Origin of the sequence: Lentibacillus kapialis (assembly GCF_014646635.1) — a bacterium.
Classification (GTDB): domain Bacteria; phylum Bacillota; class Bacilli; order Bacillales; family Amphibacillaceae; genus Lentibacillus; species Lentibacillus kapialis.
In genome coordinates this window covers 1-17,960 of the sequence record NZ_BMNQ01000067.1, presented here as the reverse complement: position 1 = coordinate 17,960, position 17,960 = coordinate 1, and the positions used below count along the sequence as shown (strand labels likewise).

General features: G+C 40.1%; 19 protein-coding genes. 1 reads left to right on the top strand and 18 read right to left on the bottom strand.

Features of this window, described 5'->3' with window-relative positions; genetic code table 11:
* Window positions 1-217 precede the first annotated feature (217 nt).
* The 7 genes from IEW67_RS15805 to IEW67_RS15775 all read right to left on the bottom strand — a co-directional run bounded on the left by IEW67_RS15805 (window position 218) and on the right by IEW67_RS15775 (window position 7,208).
* On the bottom strand, window positions 218-1,228 hold the full coding sequence (locus IEW67_RS15805) for a YpdA family putative bacillithiol disulfide reductase (protein WP_188634052.1): 1,011 nt from the start codon (window positions 1,226-1,228) through the stop codon (window positions 218-220).
* Window positions 1,229-1,379: 151 nt separating this feature from the next.
* Window positions 1,380-2,660, bottom strand: coding sequence for a Glu/Leu/Phe/Val family dehydrogenase (locus tag IEW67_RS15800; protein WP_188634051.1), 1,281 nt, complete (start codon window positions 2,658-2,660; stop codon window positions 1,380-1,382).
* A gap of 149 nt (window positions 2,661-2,809) precedes the next feature.
* Window positions 2,810-3,391 (bottom strand): genetic competence negative regulator, encoded by a 582-nt coding sequence (locus IEW67_RS15795; protein ID WP_188634050.1) that lies wholly within the window; start codon window positions 3,389-3,391, stop codon window positions 2,810-2,812.
* Window positions 3,392-3,723: 332 nt separating this feature from the next.
* A complete protein-coding gene (locus IEW67_RS15790) occupies window positions 3,724-4,038 on the bottom strand; it encodes a hypothetical protein (protein ID WP_188634049.1) in 315 nt (104 codons plus the stop codon).
* 13 nt (window positions 4,039-4,051) lie between these two features.
* Window positions 4,052-4,618, bottom strand: coding sequence for a CPBP family intramembrane glutamic endopeptidase (locus IEW67_RS15785; RefSeq protein ID WP_188634048.1), 567 nt, complete (start codon window positions 4,616-4,618; stop codon window positions 4,052-4,054).
* Complete coding sequence (locus IEW67_RS15780; RefSeq protein WP_308430744.1) at window positions 4,605-6,158, bottom strand: RecQ family ATP-dependent DNA helicase; 1,554 nt, start codon at window positions 6,156-6,158, stop codon at window positions 4,605-4,607. Before IEW67_RS15780 ends, IEW67_RS15785 begins: the two co-directional genes overlap by 14 nt.
* A 9-nt stretch (window positions 6,159-6,167) precedes the next feature.
* A complete protein-coding gene (locus IEW67_RS15775) occupies window positions 6,168-7,208 on the bottom strand; it encodes a YpbB family protein (RefSeq protein WP_188634047.1) in 1,041 nt (346 codons plus the stop codon).
* A gap of 135 nt (window positions 7,209-7,343) precedes the next feature.
* On the opposite strand from IEW67_RS15775, the gene IEW67_RS15770 reads away from it, so the two are divergent.
* Window positions 7,344-7,598, top strand: a complete 255-nt coding sequence (locus tag IEW67_RS15770) for a ferredoxin (protein ID WP_188634046.1) — start codon at window positions 7,344-7,346, stop codon at window positions 7,596-7,598.
* Between the two features lie 16 nt (window positions 7,599-7,614).
* Here IEW67_RS15770 and IEW67_RS15765 read toward each other — a convergent pair whose 3' ends face one another.
* From IEW67_RS15765 to IEW67_RS15715, 11 genes are all read right to left on the bottom strand, one after another.
* Complete coding sequence (locus tag IEW67_RS15765; protein WP_188634045.1) at window positions 7,615-8,130, bottom strand: ECF transporter S component; 516 nt, start codon at window positions 8,128-8,130, stop codon at window positions 7,615-7,617.
* A gap of 4 nt (window positions 8,131-8,134) precedes the next feature.
* Complete coding sequence (locus IEW67_RS15760; RefSeq protein WP_188634044.1) at window positions 8,135-8,575, bottom strand: DUF4430 domain-containing protein; 441 nt, start codon at window positions 8,573-8,575, stop codon at window positions 8,135-8,137.
* Between the two features lie 48 nt (window positions 8,576-8,623).
* Window positions 8,624-10,378, bottom strand: a complete 1,755-nt coding sequence (locus IEW67_RS15755) for an ATP-binding protein (RefSeq protein WP_188634043.1) — start codon at window positions 10,376-10,378, stop codon at window positions 8,624-8,626.
* Complete coding sequence (locus IEW67_RS15750) at window positions 10,378-11,094, bottom strand: response regulator transcription factor (RefSeq protein ID WP_188634042.1); 717 nt, start codon at window positions 11,092-11,094, stop codon at window positions 10,378-10,380. The genes IEW67_RS15755 and IEW67_RS15750 overlap by 1 nt, the downstream gene beginning before the upstream one ends.
* 54 nt (window positions 11,095-11,148) lie before the next feature.
* Complete coding sequence (gene ccsB, locus IEW67_RS15745) at window positions 11,149-12,339, bottom strand: c-type cytochrome biogenesis protein CcsB (RefSeq protein WP_188634041.1); 1,191 nt, start codon at window positions 12,337-12,339, stop codon at window positions 11,149-11,151.
* 32 nt (window positions 12,340-12,371) lie between these two features.
* Window positions 12,372-14,006, bottom strand: a complete 1,635-nt coding sequence (resB, locus tag IEW67_RS15740; protein ID WP_188634040.1) for a cytochrome c biogenesis protein ResB — start codon at window positions 14,004-14,006, stop codon at window positions 12,372-12,374.
* Window positions 14,007-14,035: 29 nt separating this feature from the next.
* Window positions 14,036-14,611, bottom strand: coding sequence for a thiol-disulfide oxidoreductase ResA (gene resA / locus IEW67_RS15735; protein WP_188634039.1), 576 nt, complete (start codon window positions 14,609-14,611; stop codon window positions 14,036-14,038).
* Window positions 14,612-14,678: 67 nt separating this feature from the next.
* A complete protein-coding gene (locus IEW67_RS15730; RefSeq protein WP_308430745.1) occupies window positions 14,679-15,410 on the bottom strand; it encodes a pseudouridine synthase in 732 nt (243 codons plus the stop codon).
* Between the two features lie 71 nt (window positions 15,411-15,481).
* Window positions 15,482-16,012 carry a spore maturation protein gene (locus IEW67_RS15725; RefSeq protein WP_188634038.1) on the bottom strand — a complete coding sequence of 177 codons (531 nt, stop codon included), beginning with the start codon at window positions 16,010-16,012 and terminating at the stop codon, window positions 15,482-15,484.
* Between the two features lie 3 nt (window positions 16,013-16,015).
* Window positions 16,016-16,600, bottom strand: coding sequence for a nucleoside recognition domain-containing protein (locus tag IEW67_RS15720; RefSeq protein ID WP_188634037.1), 585 nt, complete (start codon window positions 16,598-16,600; stop codon window positions 16,016-16,018).
* A complete protein-coding gene (locus IEW67_RS15715) occupies window positions 16,593-17,705 on the bottom strand; it encodes a D-alanyl-D-alanine carboxypeptidase family protein (RefSeq protein ID WP_188634036.1) in 1,113 nt (370 codons plus the stop codon). Before IEW67_RS15715 ends, IEW67_RS15720 begins: the two co-directional genes overlap by 8 nt.
* Between the last annotated feature and the right edge of the window lie 255 nt (window positions 17,706-17,960).

Here is a 17,960-nt window from a genome sequence, read left to right as displayed (position 1 = left end):
GGTCGCTTTTTCTGCGGGGTCTTCACACTGCGCATTCCCACAGGAGTCTCCGTGTTTTTCCTCCGCTAGCTAGTTTCACTACTATATTCACTCATTCATTTCAACCATAGATTTTGGTGTTGACCCAAAATAATATCGCTTAATTTTATACCTATCCTTTTGAAAAGAGTAACAGCATGGATTATCTGTTACTCCTCTGAACTGGTATAAATTTATCCTATTCACACATAACTGATTGGGCACGCTTTTGATTTTGCTCTATAATTGCTTCAGCAATCCCCGCCCCATGATGGCGACCATTTTCAATAAAAATTTCATTATTGTTGTAACCTGCTGCAATAACCCCGGCTACGTAAACCCCAGATACATTCGTTTCCATTGTTTTCTGATCAAAAAACGGTCGGCCGGTGTTCTCATCAACCTGAACCCCTATCTGCTTCAATAGCTGAAAATCAGGTTTATAACCGGTCATAGCAAACACATAATCATTTTCAAGTTCTTTTGTTTCACTTCCTGTTGTGTAGATAACTTTATCGTCGGTAATTTCTTTAATATGGGTGTTAAACTCCATTTGGACAATTCCTTTACGCACAAGAGAATCAAACTCAGGTAAAATCCATGGTTTAACACTTTTTGAATATTGTTCCCCGCGATATAGCACGGTAATATTTGCTCCTGCTTTATGAAGTTCCAGCGTAGTGTCGACTGCGGAGTTTTTCCCTCCGATAACAACGACATTTTTATTGAAAAAAGGATGTGCTTCTTTAAAATAATGCATAACCTTTGACAGATTTTCGCCTGGAACATTCATCATACGTGGTTGATCATAATAGCCTGTTGCGATGATGACATTTTCTGCTGTGTAAATTTTCTTTTTCCCATTCTTACTTTCCGTTTCAAGTGTAAAGCTGTTCTGACCGAAAGAGTTAAGACTGGAGACTTTTTCGAATGAATTGATTCTTAATTTTTTTCGGTTTGCGACTTCCCGATAATAAGACAAAGCCTGGTTGCGGACAGGCTTTTGTTTTTCCGTTATAAAAGCCACTTCTCCAATTTCCAATTTATCACTTGAACTGAAAAATGTTTGATGGGTCGGGAACTGATAAATAGTATTGACCACATTTTCTTTTTCGATGATTAATGGATTGATCCCATGTTCTTGAAGATTAATCGCACAAGACATACCACATGGTCCACCGCCAACAATAATTGTGTTCTCATTTTGCATGGTACGCACTTCCTTATAATGATGTTTAAGAAACTGTTTGCTAAAAAAAATTAGCTGTTTACAGTTATCCGCAAAAAACTCCTATCCAACTATACAAGATAAGAGTTTTCCCGTCACCTATTTTGTTTTACAGAATGCTAATGCAATTGTGTCACACCCAGCCGCGGAATCTCGCCGCCTCAGCCATTTTACGGACACCAACCATATATGCTGCTAAACGCATATCGACACGTCTTGTTTCCGATGTATTGTAAATGTTGTTGAAGGATTTAATCATAATTTCATGAAGTTTTTTATCGATTTCCTCTGCTGTCCAGTAGTAACCCTGGTTATTCTGTACCCATTCAAAGTATGATACGGTTACACCGCCGGATGATGCAAGTACATCGGGCACAAGCAATATGCCACGTTCTGAGAGAATCCTGGTCCCTTCCAAAGTTGTAGGGCCGTTGGCAGCCTCGACAACAATGCTTGCCTTTATATTATCAGCATTCTCCTCCGTAATTTGATTTTGAACTGCAGCAGGCACAAGTATATCACAGTCAAGTTCCAGTAATTCCTTATTGGATATTGTATTTTCAAAAAGTTTGGTGACAGTTCCAAAACTATCTCTTCTATCCAGCAAATAATCTATATCAAGTCCATCGGGATCGCTAAGGGCGCCATAAGCATCCGAAATACCGACTATTTTGGCGCCTGCATCATACAGGAACTTCGCCAGAAAGCTACCAGCATTGCCAAACCCTTGAACAACTACTCTGGCCCCGTTAACATCAATACCTTTTTTCTTGGCAGCTTCATTTATGCAAATCGTTACACCTTTGGCAGTTGCAGATTCTCTGCCATGTGAGCCTCCGAGAACAATTGGTTTCCCAGTAATAAAACCCGGATTGTTAAATTCGTCAATACGGCTGTATTCATCCATCATCCATGCCATAATCTGGGAGTTTGTGAACACATCAGGTGCCGGAATATCCTTATTCGGCCCTACAATTTGACTAATGGCCCGCACATAACCTCGGCTGAGCCCTTCCAATTCACGGAATGACATCTCGCGCGGATCACAAATGATACCTCCTTTACCGCCACCATACGGCAAGTCAACAATTCCGGCTTTTAAGCTCATCCAAATAGACAATGCCTTCACTTCTTTTTCGGTTACATTCGGATGAAATCTGACACCGCCTTTTGTCGGACCGACAGAATCATTGTGCTGGGCACGGTATCCGGTAAAGATTTTAATGGAATCATCATCCATGCGAACGGGAATTCTCACCGTCATCATACGCATCGGATCCTTCATCAGTTCAAATACTTCATCAGGGTAACCCAATTTCTCCAGTGCGTTTTTAACAACAGTTCGTGTTGAGGCTAACACATCCATACTTTCTTTTTGATCTTTGGCAGAATCTGCTGCGTTATCGGCTACCATGAACTTACCTCCTAGACATTTCCAAAAATATTTTAATTATAGCTGTATCCAGAGCTTAGTATACACCTTCCTGCTAAATATGCAATAAACTAAATTAATTTCCTATGAAAACAAAAAGGCGCCTTAAGTTGGTCATACGAAAAGTGTCTTCAGCTATAAAATGTATCGATGATTTGCTTGACCGCCGAAGTATTCATGATTACTTTTCCATACTCTTTCAGCCTATAAGACGTGATAATACTCGGAAATGAAAATTCCGACATTATCGCTATTACATTCTCCCTATGGCCCTGAGGTAACTCATTCTCCTTGAATAACACATAATAACGATTATCCATATGATAAATTTGACCACCATTTATGTCTGAGGCCGCCAAATAATTTGCCGCCTGGATGATATCCTCAAAATCATCAAAAGCGAAAATTAACTCTTTGCTCTCGTCCAATGTGACTTTCATTTCCACAAAGTCTTCATCCCAATCCGAATTGCTCCCTTTTTGGGTAACAAATACATGCATGCCTTGCGCTTGCATTAAATGGACCTGAACCAGCAATTCACCTTCAAGCTCAAAACCTAATTCAGTACTTGCTTCATACATCATATCACTGAACAAATGGCGTACATTGGCTGCATCATACCATAAATCCTCTTTGGTAAAACCGCGGTCTATTAAGTCGTCAAACGTCAGAAATATGGTGAATTGGTTGTTGGATACCCGCTCAATTCGCATAAAGCATCCCCCTTCGTGCTTACATTTACATTTTAAAGCCTGCTCGGCATTGCACCAAAATGTCCGGTTATAACAGGTGGCTGTTGCTTTACTATTACTATATGCATTTGCATCAATTGTTGAACATTATAATTATTATTTGTCACTTGATATGGTCTATAATACTTTCGGGTATTATATCTGAACCATTATTATACAGATGAACAGACTGTATTGAAAGCGCAAAAATTGGGCACTCTATAGTTTCTGATTATTTTGTAGCGCTTGGTCAAGTTCCTGACTGATGTTATGTATACCTCGTTAAATACTGGAAATGTATAGCATTTCCCTTTTTACATGCGGTTGATAACATCGATAAGTTCTCCGCCCCATAAGTAAAACGACACACCAAGTATTAAAATTAAAATAACGAATATTAACCGCAACGATGCTCCGCTGATTTTTAATTTTGTGCGTTTATTGTGGTTGCCGTGAACTTCTTTTCTTGGAGGTAAATTCAGAATATCAACATCACGCTTTGTTCCTGTTTTCGGTTCGATCACAGGTTTTTTCTCTTCAGTTTCCACTTGACCGGCGTTTTCCACTTCATCCAAAATTTTCTGCAGTTCTGCCCCATGATCATTATTGTAATTTCTCGATTCATTCATAATATCTTGCACCTCATTTCCGAAAGCGAATGATAACCCCCAGCACAAAGTCAACTGTAAAATGAGCTATAATGGTAACAAGTAAATTTTTTGTAAGAAAAAACATATATCCGATATAAAAACTTACAAATAATACAGAAATCAATAAAACAGGTTTTTTAAGATAACGAATATGTACAAGTGCAAATAGAATACTGGCAGCCAGATAACCAAACATCGTTTGAATAACACCGCGAAACAACAGCTCTTCTGTGATAGCGACCATTAATGCAATTCCTACAATTCCTTTAAGGGATCGGTTTTTAAAAATTCTATCATTGATGCCGTCATCATCATAATATTTTTTCGGTAAAATATACATAAGCAGCAAATCGATTATGATGATACTAAATCCGGGCAGTATACCATAATAAATAAGGTCATCAATTTTAAAGCTGAAATAACGAAGCCAATCATTCATACTATCAAATAAAAGAAAGCTTAGGAATATACTCAGAATCAGTAATAATGATTGAGAAAAAATCAGTTGCTTTGTTAGTTCTTTATCTGTCAATTGTTTAACGATGTCATTTTGTTTCACTGCTGTGGTCTCCCATAAAAAATAGCTCCTTTAGCCTGGTCTCCCAAGAAGAAATGGTCTGATTCGTTTGTGTTTGCTCCGGGTTCCAGTTTCTAAAGGAAAATCCGCAATTACTGCAGCACGCATGCAGCGGGGTATTATAACCGTTTTGAAATCCTTTGTAAAGACGCTCGCGCAAGCAGCGATCCTCATGTATCCAATCGATGATCTCACCCAGTTTTCTTTTTTTAAAAGCTAATCTTTCAGCCATGAATTTCTTGATTTTAGTGATGGATTGCTCCCATTCCTCTTGTTGAAATATAATGCGGTTTTCTTTAATCATACCATGCTTTTCCATCTGATAGTACAAAAAGCGCCATTGAATGTCACTTAATTCCAACGTTTCAAGTACTTCATCTGTCGTCAAAAGCTGTTGATTTCGCAAATATAATTGATATAGTCTTCTGCATACCTTATTCACATCTTCCATGGGAGGCAGTTCATTATCGAGAATTGATTTGGGAATCGCCTCATCCCCTTGTGTATATAGCAACAAGCTGACACTTGATTTGCCATCCCGTCCAGCTCTTCCAATCTCCTGCAGATAGGATTCTATTTGCAATGGAAAGTGATAATGCAGGACGAGTCGGATATCCTGTTTATCAATCCCCATACCAAAGGCGCTTGTGCAACAAATTACATCAAGCTGATCATTCATGAACTGCTGTTGTATGGCAATTCTGTCTATTTGCTCCATTCCTCCATGGTAATAGGCAATGCGGTGCGAGGAAAGTTTTTCGGATAGAACTGCGGCCACCTCCTCCGTTTTCCGTTTGCTGGAAAAATAGATTAATGTCGGTACACGATAGCGCTCTAAGATGTTTATAATTATTTCTTGTTTTTGTTTGTCATCTTTCACTTTTTTTACTGTTAGTGCAATATTTTCGCGGTCCATTGGATAAATATGGCGTACCATGTCAGTTCTGGTTAATGATGAGAGGATATCGTTCTGCACCTCTTTGGTCGCAGTTGCACTTAACGCCATGACAGTTGGGTTGTTCAATTGCTTTATAACATGTTCAAGCCGCAAATAATCAGGTCTGAATTCATGTCCCCACTGTGAAATGCAATGTGCCTCATCGATGACGAACAGATCGACTGCTATTTGTTTAAGGCGATGTATAATATCGGCATGCTGCAAAGTCTCCGGTGATAGATAAATAATTTTGTACTGACTCAGCTGATGTAAAACACGTTTCTTCTCATTGGGGTCTATAAAGCTGTTTAATGCTCCAACGGCCTTGAATCCTGCAGCCTTTAACTGTTTAACCTGGTCTTCCATTAAAGAAATGAGGGGTGAGACAACAATTGTAGTACCTTTAAACAGAGTCGCAGGCAGCTGGTAACAGAGCGATTTTCCTGAACCAGTCGGCAGGATGCCAAGTACATCGTGCCGATTCATTATATCATTTATAATCTCTTCCTGACCCGGTCGGAATGAAGAAATCTGAAATTGGTTTCTTAATTGTTCACGCAGTTTTTCTTTTATCAAATGAATCACCTTGTTCTATTATTTTCTCATTGCCAGTACGAGTCTTATTTGAAAGTAACTTATTGTTTCGTTTACTTCCTGTTTAATGGATTTGAGTTTAAAAGACGATATATTTTTAACAGCAGCCCGTATTTCTGCCTGTTGCTCCGCTGTTACATATGAATCAATCGGGAAGTGATTGTCGTACAGTGCTATTTCAACCATGTGGTCATAGATGGTATTAAGTTTCAAATGACGTATTACTGCAATATCTTCTGCCGAATATTGTTTGTCCAAAAGTTCTTTTGTCTTGCCTGCCGAACTTGTGATTTCCATCTCTTGTGGAAGATCTTGCAAAAACTGCGTTAATAGAGGGTATTTGTCATCATACATACTGATTATTGTAAGCATGCGGTGAATGATAGCGTTTCTAATTAGTGAGGCATCGAGCTTTTTCAATCCGTAGTGATCAGCAATCTGAAAATTGCTCATTCCATAATGGTTATAGCCTGTAAGACTGTCAACAAAAATACTTGCCTCTGTATTTGAAAACCAGTTCAGCAATTGGAAGAGTTCTTCATAAAGTTGGTTCAAATAAACGGTAAGGTTTCCATGCATTTGACGATATTGTTTTCTTACCCAATTTGTTACGATGGGCTTGTCGACAACAGGAATGAATTGAAAATTACTTTTGTTGCTATTTGTTATTGTTTGAATAAGCAGAAGCAGTCGTTCAAGAAAAACAGGAGCTTTCCGATAGTATTCCATCCCATTAAAATACTTTACGGGGACGAATTTTTTTTGCTCACGGAGTAAGTTTTCCCCACGAACAGTTGTTATGGCACCATTGGCATTGTTTAGTGTGAGTAACTTATCATCAACAAGTGTATGTATGTGTTCGTCAAAGTCTTTTTTTTGCAGTAGTGGATATATTCCGTAAAAACGATTCAATCGATAAAGATGTGAATCCTGCATCGTCTGGATTGAACGTTTTCCTTTCAGTAAATAATAGACTGCAGTAACGCTCCGCTCGTCTTTAAATTTAGAGCAGCATGACAAGACAATATAATCAAACAGCATAGAAAGTAGCACCCCCTATTGGTGATTGGCATGTATTCACATTAATGATAACACGTTGTAAGGCTGTTGAAATGTATAACTTGCTTTTTTACAATATAATGTATAATGAGGTTTATTACAGCAAGGAGAGATTAGATGCCAAAGTATACGATCGTGGACCAGGAAACGTGTATTGCCTGTGGCGCATGTGGTGCCACCGCGCCTGATATATACGATTATAACGATGAGGCACTGGCTTATGTTATTCTGGATGAGAATCAAGGAACTGCTAAGGTGCCCGAAGATTTGGAAGATGATGTGCTTGACGCATATGAAGGGTGCCCGACAGATTCTATTAACGTTGCTGAAAATCCCTTCCACGGGGACCCTTTAAAATATGACGACAGATAGCAAAAATAAGTGTGATTTAACTGGTATTTTGCAAATAAAACCGATTATTGGCATATTTCGCAAATAAATGGCTGATAATCGGATACAGTAAAATAATGAATACAGCATTGCCAATAGCATGATACATATCGAATGGCAAACCGGCCAGATAATAAGGCCAAAATGCCCCGGTAATCGAATATGTGGTTAAAGATATGATAAATCCGTATAAGAATCCACTAAAAACTGAAAATATAGCGATTATATATACAGGAATTCTCTGCGAATATCTTCCCATACAGCCACTAATAATCCCAATCAGGGCCCAAGAAACAACCTGCCATACAGTCCAGATCCCCATCCCCAACACCATGTTTGATAAAAATGTTGTTAATAAAGCGAGTAAAATGGCTGCCGCCGGGCCAAGTAACAGCCCGCAAATGATAATCAGTGATGTGACCGGCTGTATGTTGGGAAGAAATGCAAACACACTTCTTCCCACTACCGCAAGTGAAGCAAGCAGTGCTAATAAAGTCAACTTGTAAGTGTTCATCAAGTTATTCCCACGCCTGTAAATCAAATATTACTTTATCTCCTGGGGATAATTCATATTCGGCAGCCCCCACATTTGCCATCTCGCCGTTCACTTCAAACATCCACGCTTTTTGTTCATCTTCGTCTGCTGAAACACGTTCGATGGAGGTGATGAATTGTCCATTATCTTTCGTTTTTACATAAAAATTTTTCTGCATAACATCCATTAAAATAGCATCCTCTTTGATCTCTATCTCTTTTTCCGCAATATATTCGGAACCGTTATCTTTGCTAATCGTAATCCTGATTTCATCTTCGCCGAGTTCACCATCGGCATTTTCATTTGTTGACGTCTGTGTATGATTATTATTTGATTCGGATTGTTCTTCTCCCCCGGCACCGCAGCCGGTTATGACGGCCAGAGTCATTAATATCGATACAATCCGTAAAAACCATTTGCTCATTTCAATTCCTCCTGAGTGAACTTTTCCTTTAAGAAAGACTGACAGCTATTATAAAGGAATTTTGATTTCAAATGTTGTACCTTCATTTATCATGCTCTTAACATTGATCGTGCCCCCATGGGTTTCAACGATATTTTTAGCTATCGCAAGACCTAGTCCGGTACCTTTTTTCTTGTCACTTCTCACCCGTGATTTGTCCGCTTTGTAAAAGCGCTCAAACACAAAAGGTATATCTTCTTCCGGGATTCCGCTTCCGGTATCTTCTATCAATATTTGCCATTCAGTATCTGTGTTTTCAGCCGTTACTTTGACAGAGCCTTCTTCTTCTGTATGCCTGATTGCATTATCAATAAGGTTAGTGAATACTTGTTCCATTCGATCAGCATCTATTGATACTTCTGATATGTTTAGATGGTTTTGTGAAATAAGTTTGACATTATTTTCTTCAGACGGTCCTTTGAATTTCTTCAGAATACGTTCCAGAAACTTGCCTGCATCAACCTTTTCTTTGTTCAACATGATCTGACCTGATTCCATCCGGGCAAGATCCAAAAGTTCATTAACAAGCCTTCCCATGCGGAGTGATTCTTCATGAATAATCTGAGCCAGTTCATTTTTCTCCTCACTGGACTCAGCAACATCATCGACTATAGCTTCACTGTAGCCCTGAAGCATTGAAATAGGTGTCCGCAGTTCGTGGGAAACATTGGCAATAAAGTCCTGCCGCATTTTATCCAAACGTCTTTCTTCTGTCATATCACGTACGACAGCTACGGCACCGCGCACATAAGACTGATCATACAAAGGTGTCATGATCATTACCCATGTTCGACCTTGTGAACTGATTTCCCGGATCATTTCTTTTTCATCCTGAATAACACTTTGCAGAATAGCGCTCAATGGTTCAGGAGATTTCGTGTGTTGTTTATTTGGTTCACTGCCATTTTCGTAATGAAGCTTTTCGATGAACTGATCTGCTGGCGGATTGGTTATCAGCATATCTCCGTTTCGATTCAAGGTTATGACCCCATCGGCCATGGAACTGACAATACTTGAAAATTGTTCTTTTTCTTGTCTCAATGCATTGATATGGAATTTCAGTTGCCTGCCCATTCTGTTGAAGGCCATTGCCAATTCCCCGATTTCGTCGTGGGTAAGAATGGGTACTTTCGTATTGAATTCGCCTCTTGTCAAATCGAGTGCTGCTTCACGCATTTTTATCAGGGGTGATGTAATTCGTGTCGACAGAAAAAACGCAAAAATTGTTGTTAAAATAATGGCAATTCCTGCTGCCAGGAAAATGATTTTAGTCGTTTCAGCTTTAGTCTGATTAACAATATCGAGCGACTGGTAAATGAAAACAGCTCCGTTCTGGTTGATTGGTGTGCCGACAATCATCGCTTCAACATCACTGTTTGGAATGGTTGTTTCCTTCTGGACATCTTTTCCATTTTTGAAAACATCCATTAAATTTTCTTCACTACGCAGCCAGCTGGAATCGAGTTCATTTAAATCACTGTTTGTACTGTCCGCTGTCCGAATTGTTCCATTATCATAAAAAACAGCAATACGACTTGTCGAATCTTTTATCAATTCCGCATTTTTCAGTGCCAGTGTCTGGTCTTCTGATTGTTCAATCATCTTGGATACTTTTGTCGCTGTCTGCATCATTTCTTTTTCAGCTTCGTTGACATGGAAATTCTCAAAGAATTCTAATAATAATATCGTTAAAATAAATAATACAAAAGAAACTAGCAATAATATGGTTATCGCTAGTTTCCCCACAACACTACGCCAAAACATTATGCATCATCTGCCTCAAATTTATATCCGACACCCCAGACTGTTACAATCATATCTCCGGCTTGTTTGGATACATAATTTAATTTTTCGCGCAGCCGTTTTACGTGTGTATCAACGGTACGCAAGTCTCCGAAGAATTCATATTCCCATACTTCTTTCAGTAATACTTCCCGGCTAAAAACTTTGTCCGGTGCTTCAGCCAGAAAGCATAGTAATTCATATTCCTTCGGTGTCAGGCTGACTTCGATGCCGTCAGTTGTAACACGATGGGCATCATAGTCGATCGTCAAATGAGGAAAAACAAGCAGATTTCTGGTCGGTTTCTCTGTTTCATTATAATTGCCGGATGCAACGCGCCTTAATACTGCTTTTACACGGAGCACCACTTCTCTCGGGCTGAAGGGTTTAACAATATAGTCATCGCTCCCGACTTCAAATCCCTGGACCCGGTTGGACTCCTCACCCTTTGCCGTAAGCATGATGATCGGTGTGTCTTTTTCCTCGCGCAAGGCTTTGGTCATTTCGATTCCGTCCATCTCCGGCATCATAATGTCCAGAAGTATGACGTCAAAGTCATTATTCAGCGCCATTTTCAGTGCTTCTTTACCGTTCTCCGCTTCTTCTACAATGAAATCATCTTTCTCTAAATACATTCTTACCAGACGCCGAATGCGATCCTCATCATCTACGACCAGGATCTGTGGCTGTGCACTCATAAATACTCCCCCTTTACCAAGGTTTTGTATGGTATAGTGTGATACGTTTAACGGTTATGCATAGGAGTGCAATCCCGCAAGGATAAGGTTGACAGCAATCAGATTAAACATAATGATTGCAAACCCTCCCACTGCAAGCCAAGCTGATCGTTCGCCATGCCAGCCTCTTGAAAGCCGCAAATGTAAAAAAGCCGCATAGAAGAACCAGGTTACCAGGGCCCATACCTCTTTCGGGTCCCATCCCCAAAAGCGGTCCCAGGCAGCCTGTGCCCATATTGAAGCAAATATTAAACCGCCCAGTGTGAATACTGGAAAACCGATGGCAACTGCACGGTATGATATTTCATCAAGCATGTCTGGACTGGCTTTCTTCAAAACTGGCTGGATAGCCGCTCCTATTCGCTTACGGAGGATTAACCGAATCAATCCGTATATTACAATCCCGGTTAGGACCGACCAGATGAGCGTATTGAATTTTCTTGCCGCATCAACTCCCTGCATCCAGCCCGGTACATCAAACAATGGTTCCATCCTGTCACCCGTCAGCAACTCACCCTGGTTTGGACCGGCAATCGGCGGCAAATGATAGTCAGTCGTGGTTGTTTGTCCGTTGAATGAATATTCAAATTCAGCGCTGTAGCCTGACAGATTGAATACGGTTGATATAATGCTGAAGCCGACAAAAATAAGCAGTGCAAACAGGACAATTTCCAGCCATGTTGTTCGTTTGCTCCGGACAGTTTGATCGACTTGCCTAATCAAATAAATGAGTCCTGCTACAAAACTAATCGATAAGATCGCCTCACCCAATGAGACGGTCGTTACATGGATATACAACCAGTGACTTTGCAGTGACGGTACAAGCGGTGCTATCTCCGTTGGGAAAATACTGGCATAAGCGATTACTATTATGGCAATTGGCAGGGCGAATAACCCTAATATGTTTAATTTGTAGATAAAATAAATAATAATAAACGCAAACACAAGCCCCATTCCGAAAAATGTCATGAATTCGAAAAGGTTACTGACCGGTGCGTGTCCACTCGCCATCCACCTTGTTATAAAGTAGACAATTTGTGCCAGAAAGCCAATTATGGTCAAGGTAATGCCTATTTTTCCACTGAGGCCTTTTTTGGTTTTCTTCTTATTTTCCTTGACTGTCGCTCCAAAAAAGAACGTCGCAATCAAATAAAGGATAAATGCTGTATACAGCATTGTACTGCTTATACCAAGCAATGAATCCATATGATATCCTCCTTTAACGCTATAGGGATCAGCTACTCGATTTCCTGCTGATCTTTAACCATCTTAACATTGGTATCTTCAATAATGTGTTCAATATCCCTTTTTAAGCCAAACCAATTTTTATTCGTATGGCCTGCCAGTAACATGCCCCCATTTTTCGGGTGCAGCCAGATGCGGCGGTGATGCCAGTACATACCTTGGATAACACCGATCATAAAAATGGCTGCACCGATGATGAACAATGGGATCGTATAGTCACGTTTAACCGATAAACCACTGGCGTAACGCATTTCAAAATTTTCGATCCCCAACTTATAATCATTTTCACCGGTGGCATCGACGTTTTTTCCAATGCCGACAAAACTCATTTCCGATTCTTCATTATCTGGCGGATTCACGCTGAAAACGAAAGCCGGATTTCTGGGATAATTTGTTTTGGATCTTGGTTCGCCCTCCTCCATTTCATAATCCGGGTAATATTGACTGACAGTTACACTGAAACCATTATTCAGTTTATACGTATCTTTCGGATTGCTCAGGTTGATCTCGAACGATCCTAATGATGCCTCATCGGGATCATTTGTTTTATGGATTTTAAATGTCATACTGTTGAATTCATTTTGCTGATAACCGGATTGATAAATGGTATAACCATCAAATTTAAGGGGATGATTCATCTGAATCTTTTCTTCTTTCACTTTTTTGAGCTCGGGCTCAGCACCTGCGATTTTTTCCCCGGTTTCTTTATAAATGACAGCATTTGTCTGAAAGTTTTTTTCAACCATTCCTTCCTGTGTAATCGCCTCTTTAAACCGTTTATCATCTTCGTCATAAGTTTCCAGGATAAATTTCTTATTCTTGATGTGATATTCACCGTCTGTACCGGGGATAACCGTTTGCTCGCCTTCCCGGACCCAAACATATTCATCCATATACATAAACGGCGTCATTCGTAATAGTGCAGCAATCAAGACAATTATCAGTCCGATATGGTTAACATAAGGGCCCCAACGAGAGAACCGTCCCTTTTCTGCCATTATATGACCTTTTTCCTCATAAACTTTATATCGACTTTTTTTCAGTCGGGATACCATTTTTTCCTTTTCGTCATCCGTAACATCGTCTGTTTCACTGAATAGGCGCTGGCGTTTCAAAAATTGCGTATGGCGTCTTGGCCGTTGTCTTTTTAAAGCTTTGTACAATGGCACGAATCGGTCAATACTGCATATAACAAGTGAAATCCCGATTAATGCAATCAGCAGCATATACCACCATGAACTGTACAAATTATGAAAACCCAATTGGTAGTAAATCTGCCCCAAAATTCCATACTGTGCCTCATAATAAATGGATGGATCACGGGATGTGGCCGCTTCAGGTATGTACTGTTCCTGTGGGAAAATCGTTCCTATACCTGAAGCAATCAGTGCCAGAACGATCAGCCAGACCCCGACTTTTACTGAGGAAAAGAAATTCCATGTTTTATCAACAATCGATTTATTGTATGTCTGTGATCTGCGTGCGCTTCCATCATATCGCATATTGAGCAATTTGCGTTTGTCATTCCCATCGATATGCTGGTTTTCTTCAACCGGCTTACCGCATGCCTCACAGAGCACTGTACCCTCCGGATTAACATGACCGCACTCACATTTTATTTCATTCATTACATATCCCTCACAATTAACGCATTCCTTTATTGTTCCGGTTGTATCTGCTGCAGGTAGCCCTCTATCTTGTCCAGCGTCAAACCGCCTTCAACAACTTCTTCAATTTCCCCGTCAGGGTTAATGAAAAATGTGCTTGGAAGCGGCCCGACGTTATATGCGTTCATGACTTCTTTATTGGCATCATACGGTACGGGAAAAGTCAAATCATATTTGTTTATGAATTTATGTACCACAAATTTAGTTGTATCAAGATTAACAGCAACGATTTCGATCCCCTTTTTTTTGTATTCGGGGTAAAGGGATTCCATATAAGGCATCTCGTCTTCACAAGGCCCACACCAAGTGCCCCAAAAATTCAGCATGACTCCCTTGTTTTCCAGTTTGCTCAATTGAACTGTCTCACGTTCATTATTTTCGTTAATCTGTTCAAGTTTAAAATCGGGTGCTTCAACCCCGGCCTTAACACTCGTTTCATCGTTGGATAAGTTGGATACTAAAGCATAGACAACAGCGACAAGCAAAGCAGCCAATACAACGGTTCTAAAAATCAGGCGGTTCTTTTTTTTCTGTTTTTTATTTGGTGTTGATTGATTTTTATTCATGGTTGACCACTCCTTACACGATTATATCACGTAAACAGTTTAATAAATTTGTCTATTAATCAACAATTTAATTACTCGCTGCAAGCTTCATTTTTTTCACTTCATGAGGTGTGAGTCTCCGGCAATCACCTGGTTGTAATCCTTTAAGTGTCAACAAACCGTACTGTTCCCGTTTCAATTTCGAAACTGGATAACCCAGGATATCCATCATCCGCCTTATATGTCGGTTTTTCCCCTCATGAAGAGTCATTTGAACGATCATATTATTTTTTTGTCTGTCCGTTTCAAGAATTTTATATCTGACAACTTTTAATAGTTCGTTATCTGAGCGGACGCCTTTGCGCAGTTTATTGAGCTCACGCTTCTCCGGAATTCCGTTTATTTTTGCAACGTACACTTTATCAACGCCATACTTGGGATGCATCAGGAGATTTGCAAAATCACCGTCGTTGGTTAATAACAAAATACCGGAAGTATCATAGTCCAGCCGGCCTATAGGATAAATTCGTTCTTCTACCTCCCCGAGATAATCTGTCACAACCTTTCGGCCTTTATCATCCTTGATGCTGGATATAACGCCTCTTGGTTTGTATAGCATATAATAAACAGGCTCTTCCTTTTCCAATTGAATACCGTTCACTTCAATTTTATCCTGAGGGCTCACTTTTGTCCCTAATTCCGTGACGTTTTTATTATTGACTTTCACTTTCCCGTCAACAATCAGTTTTTCGGCTTTTCTGCGGGATGTTACCCCGCTTTGTGCGATCACTTTCTGCAGTCGTTCCAATGCGTTTGTCATCATATCACCATTTTCTTTTTATCTCACCATAATAATAGCGTTAACTTATATGTTAACGCTACTCTAACAGTTTATCCAAATATTAATGTAACGATTATAACCGAAGCAATTATACCAACAAGATCTGCTAACAGTCCAACTTTTAGTGCGTAATGCATTTTCCGGATACCAACTGCACCGAAGTAAACTGTTAATATGTACAAGGTTGTATCTGTACTGCCCTGCATGGTTGATGCCAGCTTACCTATAAATGAATCCGGCCCATATGTTCCAATCAGTTCAGTTGTCATTCCCAGTGCCGCAGTTCCGGAAATAGGTCTTACCATTGCCAGCGGTATGATTTCCGGTGGTACGCCGAGGGATATTAATGCCGGTGAAATCAGTTGAATGAATGCATCCAGTGCCCCCGAACTTCGAAGTATTGAGATGGCAACGATCATCCCAACTAAAAAAGGGAGTAAAGAAAATGCCATTTTGACACCATCTTTTCCCCCTTCGACAAATTTCTCGTAGGTTGGCACACGCTTCCACGTAGCAACAACGAGCACAATCAGAAGGAAGCATGGTATCAGCCAGGTGCTGATTAAGGTAATAACACCCAATATTTATCCTCTCCCAACGCTTCTGTAATAAAAGATGCGATCGATAATCAGAGCACTGATCGATGAAATGAGTGTCGCTAAAATGGTCGTACCGACAATTTCGGTCGGTGATCCAGAATCATACTGCATTCGGATAGAAATGACTGTAGTTGGTATTAAAGTCAGACTGGACGTATTTAAAGCAAGAAAGGTTATCATGGATCTTGAAGCAGTGTTCCCTCCGCTCAATTCCTTCATTTGTTCCATGGCTTTAATTCCCATCGGTGTTGCTGCGTTGCCCAAACCAAAAATATTGGCGGTAATATTCGATAATATATACCCCATAGCCGGATGATCCTTTGGTATTTCGGGAAAGATTCTCGCAATAATCGGTCTGAATATCCGGGCAAGAAACTGTAAGATTCCGGCTTCCTCGGCAACTTTCATAATTCCCAGCCAAAATACCAGTATACTGATCAAACCGATGGATAGGGTGACGGCTTCTTCCGCACTTTCAAATAAAGCTTTATTAACTTCCTCCACTGTTCCATTAACCATGGCGTAAACTATTCCGGCAACCGCCATTAAAGCCCATATAATATTAACCATCAGGATCAAACCCGGTTATCGATTGATATACTGATATAATATCGGTCAGAAAAGCCGATTCACGTCGTTCTGAATATATAGAGACTTCTTTAACCGGCACAGCATCAACAAAATAAATCGTTTTTCCAATTACATCTTTTGCTGCAGCGGGATTATCCTGTAAGATAAATGATTTGCTTCTGATTTCTTTTTGTTCATATTTTTGCAGCGGCAGTGTTATATCCCGATGAAGATAGCCGGTAACCCGCTCGCCGGACGCTTTTAATTGATAAATGCTTTCCCCTTTTTCGTCGATTGTGGTCATATTATAATTATCAAAACCCCAATTAAACATCCCTATATGATCACGCCAATCATCGGGGCCATTTAATGTAACTGCAATCAGTTCCATATCACCTTTTAAAGCTGAACTGACCAGGGTTCTTCCTGCGGTTCTCGTAAATCCGGTCTTTCCTCCGTTTGTATATTCATACATACCGGTCACCAGTTTATGTTTATTTTTCCAGGAGTAGGCCCTGTTCTCTGATTTATATCGCACGGTTTTGGTGACTTCCTTAAAGATGTCGTTGTCCATCGCATAACGCATTAAAACCGCCATATCGTATGCTGTGGAATAATGATTGTCGGAATCAAGCCCATGCGGATTATCAAAGGAAGTGTTCGTCATGCCTAGCCACTGTGCTTTCTGGTTCATCAAATGAACGAACCCTTCCATACTTCCACCGACATGCTCACTAATGGCTACAGCTGCATCATTACCCGAACGAAGCATTAATCCATAAACCAGATCTTTCAGTTTTATTTTTTCCCCTTTTTCCAAATAAATGGAGGAGCCGGTTGCATGAACGGCACGATTGCTGACCGTTACAGAATCATTCAACTTTCCCGATTCAATGGCAATGATGGCCGTCATAATTTTTGTGATACTTGCTATTGGCTGTTGTTCATGTGCTTGCCTTTCAAAGAGTACCCTGCCTGATGATTGTTCAATTAATATGGCATTACTAGCTGATACTTTAGGTTTTGCTTGTCTGGCAGCCGGGTAAAAAAGACTGCTTATTAGAAGACAGACAAATATTATGGCAGCATAACGGGCATAACGCATACATTCTCCTCCTGGTGAAGATTGATTTCTTGTACATTTTATGCATCCATTGCTGCAGGATATGCTAACAATAACCGATTATGAACCGAGAGGCGAATCCAGCTGGTTTAGATGGAAACGAGTTATACTATTAGAAAAACCGGGCAAAGTGCGGCCCAGTCCTTTTTTCTATCTTCGTTAGAGAAAATCCGATAATTTGTATTTTTTGTATTCCTGTCCATGTATGCCTTTATAATATGCCGGATACATCTCTCC